The sequence below is a fragment of the Glutamicibacter sp. GQ173 genome (assembly GCF_059759215.1).
In genome coordinates this window covers 146700-162873 of record NZ_JCAXDT010000002.1, presented here as the reverse complement: position 1 = coordinate 162873, position 16174 = coordinate 146700, and the positions used below count along the sequence as shown (strand labels likewise).

16 protein-coding genes and 1 tRNA gene are annotated in these 16174 nt (G+C 58.0%); 6 read left to right on the top strand and 11 right to left on the bottom strand.

Features of this window, described 5'->3' with window-relative positions; translation table 11 throughout:
- Positions 1–43: 43 nt before the first annotated feature.
- From AC6CHO_RS04685 to AC6CHO_RS04675, 3 genes are read right to left on the bottom strand one after another with little or no spacing between them, the layout of a single operon-like run.
- Positions 44–1099 (bottom strand): tRNA (adenine-N1)-methyltransferase, encoded by a 1056-nt coding sequence (locus tag AC6CHO_RS04685; protein WP_498213940.1) that lies wholly within the window; start codon positions 1097–1099, stop codon positions 44–46.
- 43 nt (positions 1100–1142) lie between these two features.
- Positions 1143–2270, bottom strand: a complete 1128-nt coding sequence (locus tag AC6CHO_RS04680; protein WP_498213939.1) for a site-2 protease family protein — start codon at positions 2268–2270, stop codon at positions 1143–1145.
- The gene (locus AC6CHO_RS04675) at positions 2267–2980 is read right to left on the bottom strand and encodes an HAD family hydrolase (protein WP_257746307.1); all 714 of its coding nucleotides are present in this window, start codon (positions 2978–2980) and stop codon (positions 2267–2269) included. Before AC6CHO_RS04675 ends, AC6CHO_RS04680 begins: the two co-directional genes overlap by 4 nt.
- Before the next feature lie 82 nt (positions 2981–3062).
- Here AC6CHO_RS04675 and AC6CHO_RS04670 point away from each other — a divergent pair, with 82 nt between their 5' ends.
- Positions 3063–3971: a proteasome assembly chaperone family protein gene (locus AC6CHO_RS04670; RefSeq protein WP_498213937.1), complete on the top strand. Its 909-nt coding sequence runs from the start codon at positions 3063–3065 to the stop codon at positions 3969–3971.
- 48 nt (positions 3972–4019) lie between these two features.
- Here AC6CHO_RS04670 and mshC read toward each other — a convergent pair whose 3' ends face one another.
- The 3 genes from mshC to AC6CHO_RS04655 all read right to left on the bottom strand — a co-directional run bounded on the left by mshC (position 4020) and on the right by AC6CHO_RS04655 (position 6523).
- Entirely contained in the window at positions 4020–5282 is a 1263-nt protein-coding gene (mshC, locus tag AC6CHO_RS04665; protein WP_498213935.1) for a cysteine--1-D-myo-inosityl 2-amino-2-deoxy-alpha-D-glucopyranoside ligase, read from the bottom strand.
- Positions 5283–5410: 128 nt separating this feature from the next.
- Positions 5411–6235, bottom strand: a complete 825-nt coding sequence (locus tag AC6CHO_RS04660) for an undecaprenyl-diphosphate phosphatase (protein ID WP_498213934.1) — start codon at positions 6233–6235, stop codon at positions 5411–5413.
- 78 nt (positions 6236–6313) lie between these two features.
- Positions 6314–6523 (bottom strand): hypothetical protein, encoded by a 210-nt coding sequence (locus tag AC6CHO_RS04655; protein WP_060701582.1) that lies wholly within the window; start codon positions 6521–6523, stop codon positions 6314–6316.
- Between the two features lie 44 nt (positions 6524–6567).
- On the opposite strand from AC6CHO_RS04655, the gene AC6CHO_RS04650 reads away from it, so the two are divergent.
- Positions 6568–6807 (top strand): DUF5703 family protein, encoded by a 240-nt coding sequence (locus tag AC6CHO_RS04650; protein WP_498213933.1) that lies wholly within the window; start codon positions 6568–6570, stop codon positions 6805–6807.
- Positions 6808–6818: 11 nt separating this feature from the next.
- Here AC6CHO_RS04650 and AC6CHO_RS04645 read toward each other — a convergent pair whose 3' ends face one another.
- The 5 genes from AC6CHO_RS04645 to AC6CHO_RS04625 all read right to left on the bottom strand — a co-directional run bounded on the left by AC6CHO_RS04645 (position 6819) and on the right by AC6CHO_RS04625 (position 12464).
- Positions 6819–7958: an acyl-CoA dehydrogenase family protein gene (locus AC6CHO_RS04645; RefSeq protein ID WP_498213932.1), complete on the bottom strand. Its 1140-nt coding sequence runs from the start codon at positions 7956–7958 to the stop codon at positions 6819–6821.
- 41 nt (positions 7959–7999) lie between these two features.
- Positions 8000–9310: a M20/M25/M40 family metallo-hydrolase gene (locus tag AC6CHO_RS04640; RefSeq protein WP_060703382.1), complete on the bottom strand. Its 1311-nt coding sequence runs from the start codon at positions 9308–9310 to the stop codon at positions 8000–8002.
- Positions 9311–9398: 88 nt separating this feature from the next.
- Positions 9399–10373, bottom strand: a complete 975-nt coding sequence (locus AC6CHO_RS04635) for a TAXI family TRAP transporter solute-binding subunit (RefSeq protein WP_498213931.1) — start codon at positions 10371–10373, stop codon at positions 9399–9401.
- A complete protein-coding gene (locus AC6CHO_RS04630) occupies positions 10366–11778 on the bottom strand; it encodes a sensor histidine kinase (RefSeq protein ID WP_498213930.1) in 1413 nt (470 codons plus the stop codon). The genes AC6CHO_RS04635 and AC6CHO_RS04630 overlap by 8 nt, the downstream gene beginning before the upstream one ends.
- Before the next feature lie 17 nt (positions 11779–11795).
- Positions 11796–12464, bottom strand: coding sequence for a response regulator transcription factor (locus AC6CHO_RS04625; RefSeq protein WP_498213929.1), 669 nt, complete (start codon positions 12462–12464; stop codon positions 11796–11798).
- Between the two features lie 241 nt (positions 12465–12705).
- On the opposite strand from AC6CHO_RS04625, the gene AC6CHO_RS04620 reads away from it, so the two are divergent.
- The 4 genes from AC6CHO_RS04620 (at position 12706) to AC6CHO_RS04605 (ending at position 16110) form a co-directional block, all read left to right on the top strand.
- Positions 12706–13989, top strand: a complete 1284-nt coding sequence (locus AC6CHO_RS04620) for an Nramp family divalent metal transporter (RefSeq protein WP_060701578.1) — start codon at positions 12706–12708, stop codon at positions 13987–13989.
- An 81-nt stretch (positions 13990–14070) separates the two neighbouring features.
- Complete coding sequence (locus AC6CHO_RS04615) at positions 14071–14718, top strand: NADPH-dependent F420 reductase (protein ID WP_498213928.1); 648 nt, start codon at positions 14071–14073, stop codon at positions 14716–14718.
- A 230-nt stretch (positions 14719–14948) separates the two neighbouring features.
- Positions 14949–15032 (top strand) — tRNA-Leu (locus AC6CHO_RS04610).
- A 100-nt stretch (positions 15033–15132) separates the two neighbouring features.
- Positions 15133–16110 (top strand): alpha/beta fold hydrolase, encoded by a 978-nt coding sequence (locus tag AC6CHO_RS04605; RefSeq protein WP_498213927.1) that lies wholly within the window; start codon positions 15133–15135, stop codon positions 16108–16110.
- The last annotated feature ends 64 nt before the right edge of the window (positions 16111–16174 follow it).

Genomic DNA, 16174 nt, shown 5'->3' with positions numbered 1-16174 from the left:
CATACTGAGACAATCTATCTCAGTATTCGGTCATCCAGAATGTTTAGCTCTCAGAGTCCGCATCGGTATTCTGCGCATCGCGCACGCGCACAGCCTGATGTGCATCGCGAGAGGCTCGGCGCAGCTTCTTATCCGAAATGCCCCGCTCCCCCAGAGCTTCTGCAGACCACTGCTGCTCATCGTGGTCACGAGTCCAAGCACTCAAGTCTTCAGTTGAGTAGGAGTGCTCCTTGATTCGCTTGGCCTTCGGGATGCCGTCGGCCGAATCGGCCAGCCGACGGCAGGTGATCAGGAACGCGGTGTGGGCAACCATGCGGTGGTCCGGGCGCACAGCCAAGCCGTCGACATGCCAACCACGCACCAGGGTTTCGAAGCATTCTGGTTCGGTGAACTGGCCCGAGGCGCGAATTGCCTCGACAACACGGGACATCTGGGTCACCGAGGAGACGTAGTTGGTCCACACCCCGCCCGGTGCCAGCACAGTGGCTACCGCATCGAGGCATTCCCAGGGGCTGAGCATATCCAACACCACGCGGTCGATACTTCCGGGCTCTTCGAGCTCCACGACCCGGTCCTGGAAATCGCCGATGGAGATTTGCCAGGACGGGTGTTCCCCGCCGAAGACCGTAGCGATATTGCCACGGGCAATATCGGCGAATTCTTCGCGGCGTTCGAACGAGTGCAGGAATCCTTCATCGCCGACGGCGCGCAGCAACGAAATGGACAGTGCGCCGGAGCCGACACCGGCTTCCACTACGCGGGCACCCGGGAAGATGTCACCGAACTGGACAATCTGGGCTGCGTCCTTCGGGTACACCACGGTGGCGCCACGTGGCATCGAGAGCACAAAGTCCTTGGCCAGCGGGCGAAGGGCCTGGTAGCGGAATCCATCGATGTTCTCGATGACAGAGCCCTCAGGAAGGCCAATGATCGCCTCATGCGGCAAGACGCCCTTGTGGGTGTGGAACTCCCCGCCGTTTTGCAGGGTGATGGTGTTGATCCGGCGCTTTTCGTCGGTCAATTGCACGCGGTCGCCTACGCGGAATGGTCCGCGGCGGGCTGCCGCACCGTGGGGTGCCGTGCTGTTGGCTTCGCTCACTAGTGTGATCCTTTTCTTAATGCTCTATGAATTCTTTGAAAGTCTACTTGCGTCGTCCGGTAACGGCGCTGATGATATCTCGCTGGTGCAGCAGGCCGACAACTTGTCCTTGCCCGTTGATCACTGCATATTCGACTGAGCTGACGCTGGCGAGGTAGTCGATCAGTGCACGCCCATCAGAATCTTCGGCCACAATGGCACCTTGCCCCAGCGCACGCGCGACCGCCAGGGCCGGGACTTCAGCCGCCCGGGCACGGTCAACTCGTACAATGGCCTGCGCGTCAACTACGCCGACGGGCATGCCCTTGCTATCGACAAGGATTATTTCCCCACCGCGTTGGTTCTGCCGCACATAAACGTCGGCAACCGTTACCTGGGACAGCATGGCGGAAGCGGGCTTCATCAAATCAGAGGCAATCACGCTAGGAAGGTTGAGCATCATCTTCGAGTGCGCAATGAGCCCGGTGGTTGCCTGCCACATGAACATCGCCACCATGAGGCCAACGACGGCGGTGATAATTTGAATTTCTTCGCCACGCAGATATGGGTAGGCGACGAAGTAGAAGACTACGCCAATCGCAATGACGCGGCCTACCCAGCTCGATGCGATGGTGCCCTTGAACTGTGATCCGGTCGCTTTCCAAACGATCGACTCAATCAGCCGACCGCCATCTAGTGGAAGCCCCGGCAAAGCATTGAATGCCCCGAGCAGCAGGTTGGCGTAAATAAAGAAGTCCAGCAGCAACTTCGAGTAGATATCTGGTTCAAGATTCTGGAGAATCAGCCAGCCCAGCCCGGCGAGAACAAAGTTGGACACTGGCCCTGAGAGCGCAACCCACAGCGAAGCACCCGGTTTTGCCTTGAAGGAACCGAACTGCGTGTGTCCGCCCATCAGCGTCAGGACAATGTGCGCATCGGGCCATTTGAATACCCGGGCCATCATGGCATGGGCTACTTCGTGGACCAATACCGCAACCGCAATCACCGCAGCGCAGGCAAAACCCATGAGATAGGCGTTGAGCGCCGGAATCCATTGGCTGCGTGAAAGCTGCATTCCCACTGAGACAGTGATGACCGCAGCGATGATGAACCACGAGCTCGAAAGGTAGACCGGAACTCCGCCAATGCGCCCTAGCTTTATTCCGGGGGCTTTTTCTGAAGTATCGCTCACGCGCTAACCTGCACCAACCATCGAGTCATTTCTTTCACGTCTACCCCGTCTAGGCTTTCTATTCGACGCCACTTTCCGTCACCGGGATCAGTGGCATTGGGCACCAGCACGGCATGCAATCCCGCAGCCGATGCTGAGGCAATGCCCGGAACCGAATCTTCAAATCCAATGCACTTTTCAGCGATCAGTTCGTGGCCCACCTCGTCTTGCAGCAATTGCAATCCGGTCAGATAAGGTTCTGGATGTGGTTTGCCATGGCCCACTTCTTCGCCCGTGACCGATGCCTGGAAAGTTCCTTCTGGCAATTGATCCAGAAGCTCATTGACGATGCTGCGCTCAGACATCGTCACCAGGGCCTGCGGAATATTGGCCTCGTGGCAGGCCGCGAGCAGCTCGCGGGCTCCAGGCCTCCACGGAATTTCCTTTCGAATCCCGGCAACTACCTGGGCACTCAGCAGGTCGATGATCTCACGTGCCGACAGCTTGACGCCGGCTTCCTGCAGGATCCGCGCTGAATTGGGAAGCGCACTGCCGACGAGAGAAAGGCCCTGCTCCTCAGTCCAGGTTCCGCCATGTGCTGCAACCAGTTCCGACTCGGCAACAATCCAATAAGGCTCGGTGTCGATCAAGGTGCCATCCATGTCCCACAGTACCGCTTGCGGCGTTCGGGGGTCGGATGCGGAATTAAAGTCAAAACTGGTGCTTGGCATGAGTCCATTCTAGATGGAAGAGTGGGGCTAAGCCGCTTCGGCAAGCCACGCCAACGGCCAGAATGCTGCATAGGAGTTTTCATTGAACAAGGATTTCCACACCCCAACGCTGAATACCTATATCGCCCAGGCCGAGCATGAGATTCGCCCCACTATCGTCGTGGCCGCGTTCGAAGGGTGGAATGACGCTGGCTCAGCGGCAACGGATGCAGTGCGCCTGCTGCTGGAGGAAAACGCCTATGAGCATATTGCCACCATCGGCGAAGACGACTTCTATGACTACCAGTTCTCCCGGCCGAAAACGCGTCGCACCGCCCAGGGACGAATGGTGGACTGGCCCCGCACCGAAATCTACAAGATGGAACTGCCGCAGGCGGCCGCGGATTTGCTGGTGATCCTCGGAGTGGAACCAACGTTCAAATGGCAGAGCTTCTGCGCCCGGATCATCGAAGTGGCCCAGGCACACAACGCGCACGCCGTGTTGACCTTGGGAGCACTATTGGCCGATGTGCCGCATACGCGTCCTGTGCCCACGTCATTATCCAGCGACGATGCCAGGCTCCAGGAACACTTCAAGATCGAGGCCTCGAATTACGAGGGGCCTTCAGGCATCCCTTCGATCCTCGGCATCGAATTTGAACGCCGGGGCATCCCCACCATGTCGCTCTGGGCCCAGCTTTCGCACTATGTTGCCCAGTCGCCGAGCCCACGGGTCCAGCTGGCCTTCGTCGAGATGCTTGAAGAGCTGCTGCCCATCACCATCTCGGATCAGCAACTGCGCGATGACGCCTTGGCGTGGAAGCATGGAGTCGACGAATTAGCGGCCGCTGACCCAGACGTGGCCAAGTATGTGCAGCAACTCGAAGAGGCAACTGATACCAGCGATTTGCCGGAGGCTAGCGGTGAATCCATTGCCCGCGAATTTGAACGGTACCTGCGCCGGCGGGGAAAATTCCGCCCGGACGGCTCAGGGGCCGACTTCGAAATCTGATGTCGGCCCCTGATGGCTTCACCGGTTCACCGGGGTGAAAGACAGAACTCAGAGCTTGAGGCCTAAAAGCGCGTCGAAGCCGTCACGCAGCAATTGCGCGCCGTCACCGCTGCCATCAGCCGGCTGCGCAGCCCACTGGTCGATGGCCGCCAAGGCGCCCGGAGCGTCAAGATCATTGGCCATATGCGAACGGATGCGGGCTAGCAGCGCGGTGGCCTCGGCAAGGCCGGTGCCCTCCAGGCGCTCACGCCACAGGGCAATGCGCTGCTGTGCGGCATCGAGCAGGTCATCGGTCCAGAACCAGTTGGTGCGGTAATGCTGGGAAAGCAATACCGCGCGAATGGCCACAGGCTCGACTCCAGCAGCGCGCAGCTTGGAAACCAGGACCAGGTTGCCCAGCGACTTGCTCATCTTTTCACCGTCTAGGCCCACCATGCCGGTGTGCACGTAGGCCTGGGCAAGCTCATGGTGGTCGCTGGCGGCCGCATGCGCAGCCGAGAATTCATGGTGCGGGAAGATCAAGTCGGATCCGCCGCCTTGGACGGTGAAAGGCGCCGGCAATGTCTTGCGGGCGATCACCGAACATTCAATGTGCCATCCCGGACGACCGGTGCCCAGCTTGCCGCCCTCCCACGACGGTTCACCCTCGCGCGCTGCCCGCCACAGCAAGGGATCCAAGGCGTCACGCTTGCCTTCGCGTTGCGGATCACCACCGCGCTCTGCAAAAAAGCCCAGCATGGTTTCCCGGTCGTAGTTAGACACTGCTCCCAGCTTCCATGCATCGTTCTCGGCGGCATAGGTGTCAAAGTAGATATCGCCTTCAACCCCATCGGCGCCGGCTGGAACGCGGTATGCCAAATCCGCTTCGAGAAGCTGCTCCACCACGGGAACGAGCCACTCGATGGATTCGACGGCACCGATGTAGTGCTGCGGTGGAATCACGTTGAGCGCTTCCATATCGTCGCGGAACAGCTGTACCTGCTGCTCAGCGAGGTCCCGCCAATCCACGCCAGTGGCTTCTGCACGCTCAAGGAGCGGGTCATCGACGTCGGTGATATTTTGCGAGTACGCAACGGGGCGCCCGTTGTCCAGCCACGTGCGATGCACGAGGTCAAAGGTGACGTAGGTGGATGCATGTCCCATATGGGTTGCGTCGTACGGGGTAATCCCGCAGACATACATGCTGGCGGCGTCATTTGCCGCATCCGCAGGTGCGGTGGCCTGCAGGTTACCGGTGGCAGTATTGAAGAGTTCCAAAATTGGTGCTGAACCAGCCACCTGAGGTACCTCAGGGTTTTTCCACGCGTGCACTGATGAACATCCTTTCGCAGATGCGACGATTTTCTTCCTCTAAGTCCAAGTGAAGCAGGACGAGGTTTATTCCCGTTAACGCCGAGATGTCCGTGAAACGCTCCACGGACATCTCGATAAAGATCAAACTATGGGTTAATCAGGCCGAAGCCCAAAGCCACGAAAAGCACGAGGCCCAGCAAAATGCGGTACCAAACGAAGAACCGATACGAGTGGGTGGAAACGAACTTCAGGAACCAGCCGACAATCAAGAACCCGACCACGAAGGCGATCGCGGTCGCCACGCCGGTTTGCGCCAGGGTGTACACCCCCGGCTCATCAAAGGTCTTTGCCAACTTGTACAGGCCGGAGGCATAGACAGCGGGGATGGCGAGCAGGAAAGAGTAGCGCGCGGCGGCTTCACGGGTGTATCCCATGAGCAGGCCTGCGGTGATCGTACCGCCGGAACGCGAAACGCCAGGGATCAAGGCCATGGCCTGGGCCAGGCCATAAATGATGCCGTGCTTGACGGTGAGCTTGTCCAGGCTGCGCTGCTGCTTGCCGTAATGATCAGCGAGGGCGAGAAACAGGCCGAAGACCACCAGGGTGGTCGCCACGATCCACAGGGATCGGAAGTTCGAATCGATGTAGTCCTCTAGCAACAGGCCCAGGATAGCGATCGGAATCGAGCCGACAATAATCAGCCAACCCATTTTTGCGTCGGGATCCGAGTGCGGGATCTTGCCGGCAAGGGCTTTGCCCCAGGCTCCGATTATTCTCACGATGTCACGCCAGAAGAACACGATCACCGCAGTCTCTGTTCCGAGCTGGGTGATGGCCGTAAAGGCCGCTCCGGGGTCCTGGGCATTGGGCAAAAGTTCGCCGACAATACGCAGGTGGGCCGAGGACGAGATCGGGAGGAACTCGGTCAGGCCCTGGATCAATCCAAGGAAAGCTGCTTCAAACCAATTCACCCCTCGACATTACTTCACCGCCAGCAAGGAACGAGGCTCAAAAACACGATTGGGCCAAAAATCACCCCGTGGTCGTACTCACGCGTCATCTGCAGGTATGGTGAAAGGCAAAAGTTCCGAATACTGATCGTAAAGCGCGTCTTCGTAGTCTTCGAAGGCATCTGCCAGGGCTCCAAATGCGGCGTCCACCGATGCCTCGGCAGCACCGCGGCTTTGCGAAACAACGGCCAGGTGCTGTTCGAGCCGGGCAATCAAAGATTGCAGTGCAAAACTTGGATCAGTACTCATGGTCTTAAGCTACAACGCATAGGGTTCATTAGATAGGGGGCAAGATGCTTCAAGAAAGAATTAAACCGCCGTTGCATCACTCCGATGAACAGCGCTTCGAATATTTGGTGATCACCGCCTTCCCCAGCGAGCCCGTTCATCTTGCCCGTGCTGCCCTGCGTGAACATGCTGACAACGGCAAATGGGAACTGATGCGTACCTGCAGATATGAAGGCGGCGTCTACAAATATTGGCTACGGCGACGGGTCATGAGAATCCGCAGCACCCTTCCGCCAACTAACTAGGCAAGCAGCCTCTACGTATCCAATGGCCCGACAAGCCAGGATGCGACGGAGTTTGCTGCCGAGGCAGCGTTCGAGGGGTGGTACCAGCTGGCCTGCACGTCGCGATACAGCCTCTCGAATTCGGAGCCTCGGAAGTATCCGCTACCGCCCAATAGCTGCCCGAGCACCTGGACATTTTCCCGGGCGGCGTCCCCGGCCAGAGTGCGCAGGGTAACAAGTTTCGGGAACCACGCTTCGCGGTGATCCACTGCGGCATCTATATCGGCGGCCACCGACCGCTGGAGAGCGTCCAGCGAAATGAGCCTCATCGCGGCCTCGGCTAGAAGTCCCCTGGCACGGATATCCTGGGAGTACTTGGTCCCGTCGTGATGCACCTTCTTATTCAGCGCCTCTTGGCCCAAGGCCACGGCCCGATCCGCGATGCCCACATAGACGCTGGCCGTCAGAGTCAGGAAAGAAGCGAAGATCCCGAAAATCAACAGATCCGGATTTGGACCTGCCGGAAGCCGGCTGTGCACCCACTCGCGCGGGGAAACTGCATTAACGAGTTTGGTCGTGTGCGACTGGCTGGCCCGCATGCCCAGGGTGTTCCAGTCCCCCATCGATTCGACGCCTTGGCCCTTGGCTACGAACCCGTGAACCAGTTCACCGGTTGTTTCGTCTTTCCCGAAAACGCCGAGTCGAGTGAATGCCGGAGACAGCGAGGTAAAAATCTTTACCCCGTTAAATGTCACAGATCCATCTGGTGCCGTGCTGGCCGAGGTTTTTGAATCAAAAAGCACCGAATCATTGCCTGGCTCCGAAATTCCGAAGGCCATGACCTCGCCCTGGGAAATCCAGTCGCTGACCATTTGCAGACGATGATCGCCTCGCGCTTGCAACACGTTGGCGACCGAAGCCCAAACGTGGTGCATATTCACCGCCAGCGCCGTGGCTGGGGCTGCCGTGGCCAAGCGCCGTTGGGCCAATGCCAGTTGTTCCAGGCTCCAGCCCAGCCCGCCCTGTCCGACAGGGATCAAGGCTTTCAGATATCCCAACGACACCAGCGCATCAAAGTCCTCTGTGGCGAAGGAATTGTCCTCATCGTATTGCGCAGCGCGTTCACGGAATTGCTCTAGAAGTCGATCTGAGAGCACTGACTCGATAGACACTTTTTGCTCCTGCATATTTGAGGCCTCGTTCCAGCTGGCCGCTAGTAGCTGCGCATGAGGTTTTCGAGGACTTTTACCCCGAATTTAATAGCGTCCACCGGGACACGCTCGTCCACGCCATGGAACATGCCGGTGAAGTCGAGCTCTGCCGGCAATTGCAGCGGCGCAAAACCATATCCGGTGATGCCAATGGTGGCCAGCCATTTGTTGTCGGTGCCGCCAGAAAGCATATAAGGCAAGACAATCGCGTCTGGATCCTCATCCAGCAGCGACTTGACCATGGTGTCGACCAGCGCTCCGGCAAAAGGCACTTCCAGCGAATCCTGCTCGTGGACCATGGAAAGCTCAACGCCTTCTCCGGCCAGTTCAGCCAGCTTCTCCAAGGTTGCTTCGTGCTCATCTGGCAGCGTGCGGCAATCAATGAGCGCCTCAGCCTGCCCCGGAATGACATTGTGCTTGTAGCCCGCCTGCAAGGCCGAGGGGTTAGCGGTGTTCTGCAGGGTTGCTCCGACAAAACGGGAAACATTTCCCATGGCTTCAAGTAGCGGCTGCGGATTCTGCTGGTCAAATTCCAGCCCCGTCAACTCGGCAACCTGTTCCAGGAGGGACAGCGTCGTTTTGGTATAGGACAAAGGCCACTGGTATTCGCCAATGCGGTGTACGGCACCGGCCAGTGTGGTGACAGCGTTATCAGAGTTAATTTGGGATCCGTGCCCAGCCATTCCTTGCGCGGTGAGCTTCAGCCACGCGATCCCCTTTTCAGCGGTTTGCAGCATATAAGCCCGGCGCCCGTTGATGTCCACGGAGAATCCGCCGACTTCGCTGATCGCTTCCTCGGCGCCGGCAAAGACCTCCGGATGATTTTGCACCATCCAGCCAGAACCGTAATCGCCGCCAGCTTCTTCGTCAGCGAAGAAAGCAATGATCAAGTCACGCCGTGGCGAGATCTTTTCACGGTGAAGATGCCGGATAGCGGCAATAATCATCGCATCCATATTCTTCATGTCCACCGCGCCCCGGCCCCAGATCATGCCATCGATGACTTCGGCGCCGAACGGGTCAACGCTCCAATCCTCTGCAATGGCTGGAACCACGTCAAGGTGCCCATGCACGATGAGCGCCGGCAAGGATGGATCTGAACCCGGAATTCGCAAGACCACATTGGCACGCCCAGGCGCTGACTCGTAGATCTGCGCGTCCAGGCCAACCTCGTCAAACAGCTCGGCAACATAGCGTGCGGCTTCTAGCTCGCCTGCCCCTTTGTTGCCGCCAAAATTCGTCGTATCAATTCGGATCAGCCCGCGGCAAATTTCAACGGCGTCTTTTTCCATGCGCTCAATGGCGGTGGTCATCAGGGAAATACCTTTCGCAGTGGTGGTCTTGAGTTCCACCATAGTAGGCAATGGGCGATTCGTCGCTTGCTGTGGAGGCTTTTGGCAGCTAGCCGTGCAACTCCAGGTAGGCAGCGCGAGCGCCGGGATGGAGCGGCTGCCCAGCGGTGCTGATAAGCGTTTCAGGTGTCAAATGCTGGATTCCGGCGCTGGATTCGGGAACAAGCTGTTGCGCTTTGGTCGCGAGAAGCAGGACGATCGACTTTGCAGTTCTATCCGGCAAATCAGCGCGGGCCATCAACAAATTGCTGACACCAATCGTGTCAACGCCAGATATTCCTGGATACGTGTTGTCTGGGATGACCACGCGATCATAAAGACCGGGGTAGGCATCGCGCAGTTGAGGCAGCACTTTGGAGATATCCAAGAGATTCAAGTCCAGTTTCTGGGCCAGCTCGGTCAGGGGCCTTACCGGCATCCCGCCAAATAGGAAGAGCGCATCAATGCGGCCCTGGCTGAGCGCGTGAAGTCCTGCGGTGTACCCAAGTTTCCGTTCCTCCGGCGGCTGGCTATGCTCCTTGAGTCCAGCAACCTGCAGTATCCGCTGTCCGGTAACCCACGTTCCCGAACCGGCCGCGCCCGTGCCGATAATGCGGCCAGGGAAATCGGCGAGGGATCGGATGCCGCTGCCGGCTCGGACAATGCAATGAAAATAGTTCTGGTAGACCCTCCCCAACGCCCGTATGCCACTGTGGTCCTTGTTTTCTGAACGAAATTCAGCGACGGTATCGGCAAGGGCCAAGGCCAAATGGGCGCCGCCTTGGACAAGCAGTTCAAGATTCTGCGCACTTGCCTGGGTTTTCAGGGCGCTTGACTGCTCGGCAATCCCTTCGTTGAACAGGGCAGAGGAAAGCAGTTGCGCAAATTCGAAGTACATTCCGCCTTCTTCACCTGAAGCAATGTCAAGGCGCGGTTCTGTGGCACGGCTGCTGCATGCGCCCAGGACAGGCATCGACAGAACGACGGGGGCAGCCATCAGGAATTTGAGGATCGTGCGGCGCTCGGGTGGATTTTTCTCAGTCATCGTTCTTCTCCGCGGCTGATGAGGCACGGGGCAAACTGATAATGGCCGCGAGCCCGGCCTGTGAGTTAGCCGTCACGAGCAGCTGGCCTGAGTTTGCCCGTGCCAGCCGATCCACAATCGCTAATCCCAGTCCCGTGCCCGCAGTGCCTCGGACGCTTTCCGCTCGCCAAAAACGTTCGCCCGCACGTCCGATTTCAGTCTTGTTCATCCCTGGGCCTTGATCGCAGATCATGACATCAACCATCGTCGGAGAACTTTTTACGGACAACGTGATTTGGGTGGCCGGCGCATATTTGATCGCGTTTTCCAGAAGCTCCGCAACCATCTGCTGCAGGTCGAAGAGATTGCACCAAACCGACACGTCTTTTGCTGATTCCGCCGTCCCTTCCAGAATCAATGTATTTCCTGCTGCCTGTGCGGTAGCCGACTGGCGTTCAAACTCTTCGGCGAGGACCTGCAGAACATTTATGGATTCTTTCCCAGCAGTTGAATCAGCAACGCCTTCCTCCGAGTTTTGCTCGGTTAAACGGTGCTCCGCACTAGCCAAGCGCAAAACTCCGTCCAACAGCATTTCCACTCGTGCCAGCTCATTTTCAACTGAACGCAATCCTTCCGCACTCGCCCGATCGGGAAGCCTCATTTTCAACAAATCCACCCGGAGCCTCAACGCGGCCACTGGATTGCGCAGCTGATGGGAAGTTTCTGCAATGAGCTCTTGTTGCTGTTGAAGACTTGTCGCCATGGTTTGCGCCATGGAGCTGACCGAGCGCGACAACGCGCGCAGTTCTGGCGGGCCCTGCTCAACGAGCGGGATGGGACGCTGCGTTTGAGTCAGCAACTGAACTGAGTCATCAAGGCGATGCAAGGGGCGCAAAACCCAGGTTGCCAACCGGTTGGCCAATAACAGGAAGACAGCACCGACGGTGAGGGTCGCGAGAATGACCATGCTCGATGCTTGAAGAACCTTCATGCGCGCGGGTTCCAGATTCACTTTCATGGTGACCGAGCCCAGCACCTGTCCAGTATTACCGAACGGGCGGGCAATCAAGGCCCCGGTGTCAAGGAATGGGTTCACCGCAGGAATGTCCGTGCGTTCGAGGTTTAGCGCGGCTGCACGCAGCGTATCGGCCACATCAGGGTCTTGTGCACTGATGTTCCCGGAAACTAGCTGGTGTCCGTCGGCAACTATCAGCAGCCCTTCGCCATAGAGGCCGGAATACGTATCCATCTCGATTTGAAGCATTTCCAAGTCATCGTCGCTCGCGACATGCGACGCGAGCTGGACGAATCGATTCAGTGCAGAGAGCCGGTTCGAGAGAATCTCAGCCGCGGCATCACGGCTGACCCCCTGCATCAGAACCGTGCTGACGAGAACTACGATCACCAGCAGCGAGGAGCCAAGCACCCCCAAGACCCGGACTCTCACGACGACGGGGCCTCAAGGCGATAGCCGACACCGCGAACGTTGACGATCATCCCGGAGCGGGCAAGCTTCGAGCGAAGTCCGGTCAGGTGCACGTCGAGCGAACGGGACACTGCAAGGAAAGCATCGCCCCATAGCTGATCGAGGATCTGTTCACGGGTCACTACGGATCCTGCATGCCGGGCAAGCAAAGTGAGCAGTTGAAATTCCTTGGCGGTCAGGGCAAGAGCCTTGCCCGCCAGAACCGCTTCATGCTTATCCAGATTAATCACCAGGGCTCCGGCGCTGATCTGGTTTCTGTCTGCTCCGGTGTTCACGTTGGACCGGCGTGCTACGGCATCAATCCTAGCCAGCAAGACGGTGAGCCCGATGGGCTTGACCAGATAGTCGTCAGCGCCTTGGCGCAGACCGCGAACCACGCTGCGCTCATCGTTCCTGGCGCTCAGGATGACCACTGGCACGTCGCTCACTTGCCTGAGCTTGCGAAGGACTTCCAACCCGTCCATGTCCGGCATGCCAAGATCCAACAAGATCAACTCGGCGTCATGGTGGCGCAGCAAGGCATCGGAACCCTTGCCAGCGTGCATGGCCTCGTGGCCAGCAGCGCTAACAGCATCAATGAGCGCATCCGCAACTGCCTGGTCGTCCTCGACGATCAAAAGCCGCACGGCACCATCCTTGGTGTTTGAATTTGGGCGCTCGGCCCGCGATAACTAGGCAATTCTAGCAATTTTCCAGGCACCAAGCGTCGGCGCCGGCTCGTTGTCCTAAGAAAGTGTTAGTACTTCCAACTCAGATTGCAAGTAATCTGAATCACTACCAATATTGATTACGATCTCGCACGCTTGTGGCCCTCATCACCGACGATGAGGGCCGCAGCGAACCGCACTGTGACAAAGGAATGACCCCATGAGTGAAAGCACCCAGGCACCCGATGCCGGCCTTGAGTCCGGCGGGCCACCGCGCTGGAAAATTATCGGCCCCGGATTGGTTGTCGCCGCTACAGGCGTTGGTGCCGCAGATATGGTGGCAACCCTCGTAGCCGGCAGCCAATATGGCTATGCCCTGCTCTGGGCAGTCATCTTGGGCGTCATCCTGAAAATCGTCCTCGTTGAAGGCGCCGGCCGCTATACCCTGGCCACAGGCCAGACGATTTTCGAAGGCTGGAAGTCCCTGGGCAAGTGGACCACTTGGTACTTTGGCCCCTACATCATCATCTGGGGCTTCGTCTACGGCGCGACGGCAATGAGTTCGGCGGCATTGCCCCTGGCAGCATTGATCCCTGGCGTGGACCTGAAGATCTGGGCCATCATCATGGGCCTTTTGGGCTTTGTCATGGTCTGGTTCGGCCGCTACCACTTCTTCGAAAAGGTCACTGCGGTGCTGGTGGGCATCATGTTCATCACCGTGGTGGGCCTGGCAGTGATCGCAGTGCCCAATGTCCCAGAAATGCTCAAGGGCCTGATCCCGATGATCCCCAAGGGCGGCGTGATCTACACCCTGGCCTTGGCGGGCGGCGTGGGTGGCACCATCACCCTGGCAGCCTACGGCTACTGGCTGCGCGAAAAGGGCTGGTACACCCCCAAGTGGATGAGGGTTATGCGCATCGATAATTCCATGGCCTACGTCATGACCGGCATCTTCGTGATCGCCATGCTGATCGTCGGCGCCGAGGTAGTCCGTGCCGCCGGCGTCTCCATCTCCGGTGGCGACAAGGGACTGCTGGAACTGGGCGATGTGCTCAAAGCGGAATACGGCGTGGTGGTCGGCAACGGCTTCCTGATCGGATTCTGGGCAGCTTCCTTCTCCTCGATCATCGGCGTATGGAACGGTGTTTCGCTGATGTTCGCAGACTTCTGGGGCCACATGCGCAAGCGCCCAGCAAATCACCCGGACACCATGACCGGTGGCAAATACTTCAAGTTCTATGTCCTGTGGCTGACCTTCCCGCCAATGGTTCTGTTCTTGCTAGACAAGCCAATCGCGCTGATCCTGGCCTATGGAGTGCTCGGAGCGCTGTTCATGCCATTCCTTGCAGTCACCTTGCTGGGCCTGCTCAACGGCAAGCGAATCCCGAAGCAGTGGGCCAACCGCTGGCACACCAACACCGCCCTGGCCATTACCGCAATCCTCTTCATCATTCTTGGCCTACAGCAGCTCTACAAAGCTCTCTCCCCCCTATGGGCCGGATAGTACTTGGCTAGTTGATTCGAGGCCGCCGGCATCTGTGCAGTTTGCGCAGATGGCGGCGGCCTCGGCGTTTAAGCTGGTTTCATGAGCATTGACAAAATCGGCATTCTCGGGGCAGGCCGTGCCGGAACCGCGTTGGCAAGAGCGGCAGCTTCCGCTGGCATTCACGTGACGATTGCAGGCTCCAGGCCAGCGCGGCTCATGAAATATCATTTGGCGCAGTATGCGCCACAGGCCACCGCCGTGGACGCCACCGACATCGCCAAAGACGTACAGCTGGTAGCCCTTATGGTTCCGCAGGAAGACTTGAACGACATCGACAGCGAATCGCTGGCCGGTTCGCTGCTGATCGACGCAACAAACCGGTGGAACGACGAACCGCTGCCGCGCTGGCTGCAAAGTGCAATTGATCGAGGCCTTACAAGTTCAGAGGCGCTCGCTGAACACTTCAGCCAATCCCGCGTGACCAAAGCCTTGAACCACATCAGCCACTGGGACCTCGATGCGGATCGAGCTTCCAAATCCGCGGCCCGGCGCGCCTTGGGAATCGCGACTGACAGTCCCCAAGATGCCGCATTGGTCGCGTCATTGGTTCGCCAATTAGGTTTCACCCCGGTTCAACTTCCCGATTTGGCCTCTGGCAAAGCGCTAGAACCCACGGGACAAATCTTCAATGAAGTACTCGGCGCAGAAGAATTCATCCGAAGGATTGGCAGTGAAAATCAACTGTGAGTGCCGGCCAAACACGTGCTTCACTAGGACAATCACACAAGTTTCATGTGACCCTTGCCACTGATTGAGGGATTTTTTCCCTTAAGTCACTACTCAACCCTGAATTTACCGCGAATTTACGGGAGTTTTTAGGCATCGAGGCCGAGAACCACCCGATTGGAATTCACTTGAAAGGGATGGTAAAGTTTTACTTCGTTGCCAGCGATAACAACGCGAACAACGAGTAACCTGCGCGGGTGGCGGAATAGGTAGACGCGCTAGCTTGAGGTGCTAGTCCTCGCAAGAGGGTAGGGGTTCAAGTCCCCTTTCGCGCACAGGTGAAATTCCCGGTTGACTTTGGTCAACCGGGAATTTCTTTTTATGCGCTCGACGCAGAAGCCCTTCGCTTCAGTCTTCCTCGCATAAGGTTCAGCTATGGATTCTTCAGTTCACCTTAGTAGCCCCGGCGAGCATGGATTTCTTCCCGTCAGCGATGGACATCGTCTGTTCTGGGAGGAATCAGGCTTTCCCCAAGGCGTCCCGGCCTTGCATCTCCATGGCGGTCCCGGTGGGACCCTGGGGAGTTCAGGTTACCGGCATCGCTGGGATCTGGCTCGCACCCGCCTTATCGGGTTCGAGCAACGCGGTTGCGGGCGCTCGACACCATCGGCTGCCGATCTCAATATCCCTGCAGATCAATTCACGACCCAGAAACTGATCGAGGATATCGAGGCCTTGAGAATCGATCGAGGAATCGACAAGTGGATTATGAATGGAGTGTCCTGGGGATCAACATTGGCGCTGGCGTACGCCCAGGCTCACCCAAGCAGGGTGCTCGGCCTCGTTCTCTTTGCCGTCACGACGACAAGTCGCGAAGAAGTCCAGTGGATAACTGAAACAGTCGGAACCATCTTTCCCGAGGCTTGGGACCGGTTGTCAAAATTTGCCCGGACGCACATCCCTGGTTATGAATCAGGTCGAATGCCTTTGGTCGAGGCCTACGCTCAGATGCTTTCCTCCCCTGTTTCCGATCTTCGAGATGCCGCATCGATGGAATGGGCGCTTTGGGAAGATACCCATATTTCTCTCGGCAGCGAACGGGTCCTTCGCGATCCACGCTGGAAGGAGAAAAAATTCCGCCACGCCATGACCCGCCTAACCACGCATTTCTGGTCTCACTCCGGTTTCTGCCAACCGCCGATTCTGGACCAGGTCGAGCGCATCAGTCACCTTCCGGCAATATTCATCCATGGACGGAACGACGTTTCCAGTCCTGCGGCAACTGCTTGGAATCTCCATCGGTCATGGCCAGGTTCTGAGCTGCAGATCTGTGAAGGGGAAGCGCACGGCGGGGCATCAATGGTGGAGCGCTGGACAGCTGCGAACTTGAAAATGCTGGACCTCGCTTCTTGATAGCATCAACTCTGGGCGTTCAGCCACAGCAGCCCGTCTCCCCCGAATTTTCCTGGAGCCATCA

Bases quoted from the DNA above. Each gene is read 5' to 3' on its own strand.
- AC6CHO_RS04675 (WP_257746307.1), bottom strand. From the start codon at position 2,980: ATGCCAAGCACCAGTTTTGACTTTAATTCCGCATCCGACCCCCGAACG.
- AC6CHO_RS04650 (WP_498213933.1), top strand. From the start codon at position 6,568: ATGCTTCAAGAAAGAATTAAACCGCCGTTGCATCACTCCGATGAACAG.
- AC6CHO_RS04605 (WP_498213927.1), top strand. From the start codon at position 15,133: ATGGATTCTTCAGTTCACCTTAGTAGCCCCGGCGAGCATGGATTTCTT.
- AC6CHO_RS04620 (WP_060701578.1), top strand. From the start codon at position 12,706: ATGAGTGAAAGCACCCAGGCACCCGATGCCGGCCTTGAGTCCGGCGGG.
- AC6CHO_RS04640 (WP_060703382.1), bottom strand. From the start codon at position 9,310: ATGACCACCGCCATTGAGCGCATGGAAAAAGACGCCGTTGAAATTTGC.
- AC6CHO_RS04655 (WP_060701582.1), bottom strand. From the start codon at position 6,523: ATGAGTACTGATCCAAGTTTTGCACTGCAATCTTTGATTGCCCGGCTC.
- AC6CHO_RS04635 (WP_498213931.1), bottom strand. From the start codon at position 10,373: ATGACTGAGAAAAATCCACCCGAGCGCCGCACGATCCTCAAATTCCTG.
- AC6CHO_RS04615 (WP_498213928.1), top strand. From the start codon at position 14,071: ATGAGCATTGACAAAATCGGCATTCTCGGGGCAGGCCGTGCCGGAACC.